Origin of the sequence: Streptomyces sp. NPDC049597 (assembly GCF_040675505.1) — a bacterium.
Taxonomy (GTDB): domain Bacteria; phylum Actinomycetota; class Actinomycetes; order Streptomycetales; family Streptomycetaceae; genus Streptomyces.
On the sequence record NZ_JBFAOY010000056.1, the window covers coordinates 20,842 to 27,191 of the forward strand.

At 72.1% G+C, this 6,350-nt stretch carries 5 protein-coding genes; all 5 read left to right on the forward strand.

What is annotated here, in order from left to right; genetic code table 11:
• The first annotated feature begins 75 nt into the window (after positions 1–75).
• The 5 genes from AB0K02_RS32960 (at position 76) to AB0K02_RS32980 (ending at position 6,264) form a co-directional block, all read left to right on the forward strand.
• Entirely contained in the window at positions 76–702 is a 627-nt protein-coding gene (locus AB0K02_RS32960) for an NUDIX hydrolase (RefSeq protein WP_365996290.1), read from the forward strand.
• Between the two features lie 221 nt (positions 703–923).
• Positions 924–2,942 carry a tetratricopeptide repeat protein gene (locus AB0K02_RS32965; RefSeq protein WP_365996295.1) on the forward strand — a complete coding sequence of 673 codons (2,019 nt, stop codon included), beginning with the start codon at positions 924–926 and terminating at the stop codon, positions 2,940–2,942.
• Between the two features lie 143 nt (positions 2,943–3,085).
• Positions 3,086–4,201, forward strand: a complete 1,116-nt coding sequence (gene ald, locus AB0K02_RS32970) for an alanine dehydrogenase (protein WP_365996291.1) — start codon at positions 3,086–3,088, stop codon at positions 4,199–4,201.
• Positions 4,202–4,552: 351 nt separating this feature from the next.
• Positions 4,553–5,719, forward strand: coding sequence for a ParA family protein (locus AB0K02_RS32975; protein WP_365996296.1), 1,167 nt, complete (start codon positions 4,553–4,555; stop codon positions 5,717–5,719).
• Positions 5,704–6,264, forward strand: a complete 561-nt coding sequence (locus tag AB0K02_RS32980) for a hypothetical protein (RefSeq protein ID WP_365996292.1) — start codon at positions 5,704–5,706, stop codon at positions 6,262–6,264. The genes AB0K02_RS32975 and AB0K02_RS32980 overlap by 16 nt, the downstream gene beginning before the upstream one ends.
• The last annotated feature ends 86 nt before the right edge of the window (positions 6,265–6,350 follow it).

Below are 6,350 nucleotides of genomic sequence, written 5' to 3' on the forward strand. Positions count from 1 at the left end.
ATACGGTTGACCGGGGTGCGGACCGTGCGGTCCGTACCCCGGTTTCCGTTTGTGCGTGGTGGAAGGACGCTTTCGATGACGATCAAGGACACGCCCGAGGAGTGGCGGGTCACCGCGACCGAGACGCCGTTCCGGGGCAACAAGACGAGCGTCCGCACCGACGACGTGGTCATGCCCGACGGATCGGTCGTCAAGCGGGACTACCAGGTCCACCCGGGATCGGTCGCCGTCCTCGCCATCGACGACGAGGACCGGGTGCTGGTGCTGCGCCAGTACCGGCACCCCGTGCGCCACAAGCTGTGGGAGATCCCGGCCGGCCTGCTGGACGTGCCGGGCGAGAACCCGCTGCACGCGGCCCAGCGGGAGCTGTACGAGGAGGCGCACGTCAAGGCCGAGGACTGGCGGGTGCTGACCGACGTCTACACCACCCCGGGCGGCTGCGACGAGGCCGTGCGGATCTTCCTGGCGCGCGACCTGTCGGCGGCTGACGGCGAACGCTTCGAGGTCGCCGAGGAGGAGGCGGACATGGAGCTGGCGCGGGTGCCGCTGGCGGAGCTGGTCCGGGGGGTGCTCGCCGGGGACCTGCACAACACGTGCCTGGTCGTCGGTGTCCTGTCGGCGGTGGCGGCGCGCGCGGGAGAGGGCTTCGACGCGCTGCGCGAGGCGCAGGCCCCGTGGCCGGCCCGCCCGTTCGAGGCGTGACGCGGCCCCGGTTCCGGCTCGCTGCGGCTGACGGGTACTCAACCGCGCCTGTCTGAAGATCCGTTGATCCGATCGAGCGATCGCGGCGTCGTTCCCCGACCGCTCCGCACGGTTCGTCGCAGAGCGTGAACTACGCTCGGACCGCCCGTGCGGAGCCCCGGCGGGCTCGGCTCGTGCGCGGACGGACTGGAGCGTGACCCGTGACGGATCAGGCGCTGGACTTGGGCGGCCCCGGCAGGGCGGGTGCCGTTCGCTCCGGCCCCGGCGACCGGTTCTTCGGCCGCCAGCGGGAACTGAAGTCACTGCACGCCGACATCGAACACGCCGGACTCGACACCCTCGCGGGCCGCGGGGCCGCCCGCGCCCGCGTCCTCCTCATCGCCGGGCGGCCCGGTTCCGGGCGCACCGCGCTCGCCGAGGAGCTCGCCCGGCAGCTCGCGGACCGGTACCCGGACGGCGTTCTGCGCGTCCGGCTGGCCGAGCCCGGCGGCCGCCCCGTACCCCTCGAGGAGGCGGCCCGGCGGCTGCTCGGCGACCTCGGCATCGCCTCGCCGCCCGGCGCCGGTGACGACGAACTGACCGGGATGGTCCGCGACGCCCTCGGCGTACGCCGGGCGCTGCTCCTCGTGGACGAGGCCCACGACGCCGAGCACGTCGACCTGCTGCTGCCCGACAACCCCGACTGCCTGGTGGTCGCCGTCTCCGACGGCCCGCTGACCGGCATCCCGGGCGTGCGCCCTTGCACCGTCGGCGGCATGGACGCCAAGGCCGCCATCGAGCTGCTGACCTCCTTCACCGGCGAGGTCCGCATCACGGTGGACCCGCAGGCCGCCGAGGCGGTCGCGGAGGAGTGCGGTGGGCAGCCCGCCGCGCTGGTCCTGGTCGGCGGCTGGCTGGCCGCCCGGCCCGGGGCGTCGGTCGCGGACGCCGCCAAGCGGCTGCGGGCCCTGCCGGACGACGGTGAGCAGCCGCGCGGCGTACGGCCGCTGGCCCGCGCCTTCCGCCTGGTCCACGAGTCCCTGCCACAGGCCGCGGCGCGGATACTGCGGCTGCTCGCCCTGGCACCCGCCGGTTTCGCCGACGCCCACACCGCCTCCGCCCTGGCCGGCTGCTCGGTGGCCGCCGCCCAGGCCACCCTCGACCGTTTCGCCGAACTCGGGCTGCTGCACACCGCCGGGGACGGTTTCGAGGTGCCGGGCTGCCTCGCACCCCTGCTGCGCGCTCTGTACGAGGTGACGGACCGGCCCGCCGAGGTGCAGCTCGCCAGGGCCCGCATGCTGGAGCGGACCGTGCGCCGCCTCCAGGCGTGCCGCGCGGTCACCGAGCCCGAGGGGTCGCCGGCGCGCGAGAAGCTGGCGGGCCTTCCCCGCGCCCTGCGTTTCACCTCCGTCGGCGAGGCCGACGCGTGGCTGCGGGCGCACCGGCACGCGCTGCTCGCCTCCGCGCGGCTCGCCGTCGAGGACGGCGAGCTGGACACGCTGGCCCGCAGACTGGTCGCGGCCCTGGTCAGAGCCCTTGCCGCACACCAGGGCACGGAGGCCGCCGCGCCCGACCTGTACGGACTGCACCAGCTGGTGCTCGGTCTCGCCGAGCGCCGCGGCCTGCACCGGGAGCAGGCCGCGGCGCTGCTGAACCTCGCCGACCTGGACGCCAGGACCGGCCGTACCGAGGACGCACTCGCCCGCTACCGGGCCGCGCTGGACGCGGGCCGGGCCGCGAACGACGCCTATGCGACCGGTCGCGCGATGGAATCCGTCGGCGGCGCCTACCAGGAGCTGGGGGACTGGCAGCGGGCGGCCGACTGGTACGGGCGCGCGCTCGCGCAGCGCCAGGCGCGCGGTGAGCATGCCGACGCGGCACGGCTGTACGGGCGCCTCGGCACGGCCCACACCTACGCGGGCCGCTACGGAGAGGCGCTGCGCAGCTGGCGGGCGGCGGCCGCCGGATTCCGCAGGCTCGGTGACGTCCCGGCCCAGGCGCGGGCGCTGAGCGAGGCGGCCCGCGTGCAGGAGTACGCGGGACGGCCGGAGGAGTCGCTGCACACCTGCCGCGAGGCCGTGGAATGGGCGCGGCGCGCCGGGGACGTACGCCTGCAGGCAGCGCTGCAGCTCAGACTGGCCGACACGCTCGACCGTCTCGGTGATCCGGCGGCGGCGCGGCTGCACCGGCTCACCTCGGAAAGACTGCTTGGAACCGAGGCTTCCACCTACGAAATCCGTAGTGGTCGCGAGGAAGATTAATGCTTTGTAAGGCTAGACAGCGCGAAGTCCTTCATTAGACTGGCTGCACCACGTCTTCTCGTGGTGTGTCCCGGTGCGCGCTGTGTGCCTGGGTATCTATGGCATTGACCGAAACATCCCCTGAGCCAAGGACCGTGATCGACGTGAAGGTCGGTATCCCCCGCGAGGTCAAGAACAACGAGTTCCGGGTGGCCATCACCCCTGCCGGCGTGCACGAGCTCGTGCGCAACGGCCACCAGGTGTTCGTCGAGCAGAACGCCGGTGTCGGCTCCTCGATCACGGACGACGAGTACGTCGCCGCCGGTGCGCAGATCCTGCCCACCGCCGACGCGGTCTGGGCCACCGCCGACCTGCTGCTGAAGGTCAAGGAGCCCATCGCCGAGGAGTACCACCGCCTCCGCAAGGACCAGACCCTCTTCACCTACCTGCACCTCGCCGCGTCCCGCGAGTGCACGGACGCCCTCCTGGAGTCCGGCACCACCGCCATCGCGTACGAGACGGTGGAGACCGCGAGCCGCGCGCTGCCGCTGCTCGCCCCGATGTCCGAGGTCGCGGGCCGTCTTGCCCCGCAGGTCGGCGCCTACCACCTGATGCGCTCGGCCGGCGGCCGCGGCGTGCTCCCCGGCGGCGTCCCCGGCACCCACGCCGGCCGGGCCGTCGTCATCGGCGGCGGCGTCTCCGGCTGGAACGCCACGCAGATCGCCGTCGGCATGGGCTTCCACGTCACCCTGCTCGACAAGGACATCAACAAGCTGCGCGAGGCCGACAGGATCTTCGGCACCAAGGTGCAGACGATCGTCTCCAACGCCTACGAGCTGGAGAAGGCGGTCATCGAGGCCGACCTCGTCATCGGCGCCGTCCTCATCCCCGGCGCGAAGGCCCCGAAGCTGGTCACCAACGAGCTCGTCGCCAAGATGAAGCCCGGAAGTGTCCTTGTCGACATTGCGATCGACCAGGGCGGCTGCTTCGAGGACTCCCGTCCGACCACCCACGCCGAGCCGACCTTCCAGGTCCACAACTCGGTCTTCTACTGCGTCGCCAACATGCCCGGCGCGGTGCCCAACACCTCCACCTACGCGCTGACCAACGCCACGCTCCCGTACATCGTGTCGCTGGCCAACAACGGCTGGGTCGAGGCGCTCCGCCGCGACGCCGCGCTCGCCAAGGGCCTCAACACCCATGACGGCAAGGTGGTTTACAAGGAGGTCGCCGAGGCGCACGGCCTCGAGAGCATCGAGCTGAGCGCGCTGCTCGGCTGACGAGTCAACCGACGTCGTCAACCTCACGCATCCGGCCGGACCTTGCCGCAAGGTCCGGCCGGACGCGTGTTCCGTCCCGGTTCGCCGCGCTCACTCAACTCGCCTCGAACGTAACCCTTTAACCGTTTCGCCCGCCTTCGAAACCTGTCCGCGGGAGCGCGCGGAAACGGCTCTGCGCCCTTGACAGCGGGGTGTTCGATTGCCGACACATCGGGCCGGGTCCGGCGGATTGTGTTGCTGCGGAGCGGTGACACGCCATAGAGTCGCCAACCGTCGGCATGGTGCCACGCTGACCTATCGATAAGTTTCCTGGTCACGTCCAAGGAGGTAAGACGACTTGTGAATGAGTCGATATTTACTCCCGGGGGTGGTCAACCAGGAACGGCTTCTGCGGGCCAGGGCCCGTCGAACGGTTTCGAGGCTGTCGGCTCCGTCGCTGTCCGCCCCTTCGCGACGCACCAGCACACGACGCACATGACGACACCCCACACGATGAAGATGATGGACGGCCAACACGTGAACGCCATGGCCGGCAACGAGAGTGGCCGAGAGTCCACCCACTTCGCCGCCTACGATGAAGTCCCCGAAGGGCACTTCTACGACCCCGACGCCGAGTACGAGCCCGATCCCGAGTACGCGGCCACCCTCGCGCCCGACGCCGCCCGCCAGCGCCGTGAGCGGATCGGCCCCACCGGGCGCCCCCTGCCGTACTTCCCGATCCCGGGCCCGCTGACCGATCACGGCCCCGCGAAGATCATCGCGATGTGCAACCAGAAGGGCGGCGTCGGCAAGACGACGTCGACCATCAACCTGGGCGCGGCACTCGCGGAGTACGGACGCCGGGTGCTGCTCGTCGACTTCGACCCGCAGGGCGCGCTGTCCGTGGGCCTCGGGGTCAACCCCATGGAGCTGGACCTGACGGTCTACAACCTCCTCATGGAGCGCGGCATGTCCGCGGACGAGGTGCTGCTCAAGACCGCCGTGCCCAACATGGACCTGCTGCCGAGCAATATCGATCTCTCGGCCGCGGAAGTGCAGTTGGTGAGCGAGGTCGCGCGCGAGTCGACCCTGCAGCGTGCCCTGAAGCCGCTGATGTCCGACTACGACTACATCGTGATCGACTGTCAGCCCTCGCTCGGCCTGCTGACCGTCAACGCGCTGACGGCGGCTCACAAGGTGATCGTGCCGCTCGAGTGCGAGTTCTTCGCGCTGCGCGGTGTCGCGCTGCTGACGGAGACCATCGAGAAGGTCCAGGAGCGGCTCAACCCCGAGCTGGAGCTCGACGGCATCCTGGCCACGATGTACGACTCCCGGACCGTGCACAGCCGCGAAGTGCTCGCGCGTGTCGTCGAGGCCTTCGACGACCACGTCTACCACACGGTGATCGGCCGCACCGTGCGCTTCCCGGAGACCACGGTCGCCGGTGAGCCGATCACCACGTACGCCTCCAACTCCGTCGGTGCCGCCGCCTACCGCCAGCTCGCCAGGGAGGTGCTCGCCCGGTGTCACGCCGAGTGAGTCTGCCCGGTGCCGACGAGCTGTTCCGTACGACCGGGGGCACGGCGCTGCAGGCGTCGACCCCGCGCAGGCAGGCGAACGGTGAGCCGCGGGTGCCGGCGCCGGCGGGGGAGAGCGACCCGGCGGCGGACGGCACGCCGTCGTCCCGTTCGCAGGAGCACTCCGCGGCCGCCGAGGCGGAGGCTCCCGCAGAGGAACGCAGCCGGGGCACGGCTGCCGCGGAGGGCGCGGACGCGGCGCCTGGCGCGGCGAAGGGCCGCAGGGCGCCGGCGGGCGACGGGCAGGGGGCCGATGCGACGCGCAGACGCGGGCGCGGGGCCAACCGCCGGCCCAGTGGCCGCGAACGGCACGACGAGAAGATCACGGTCTACGTCTCGGCCGAGGAACTGATGGACCTGGAGCACGCGCGGCTCGTGCTGCGCGGCGAGTACGGCCTGGCCGTCGACCGCGGGCGCATCGTCCGCGAGGCCGTGGCCGTGGTGCTGGCCGATCTGGAGCAGCGCGGCGACGCGAGCATCCTCGTGCGGCGTCTGCGCGGACGCTGACGCGGTGGCCTGCGGGCCCGGCCGCCTGTGCGGCGGGGGCGTCGTCCGCGGGGCCGTGGCCGTGGTGCCGGCCGCAGCGCGGCGAC

Excerpts from the sequence above, each read along its gene's own strand:
- AB0K02_RS32960 (WP_365996290.1), top strand. The coding sequence starts at position 76 with ATGACGATCAAGGACACGCCCGAGGAGTGGCGGGTCACCGCGACCGAG.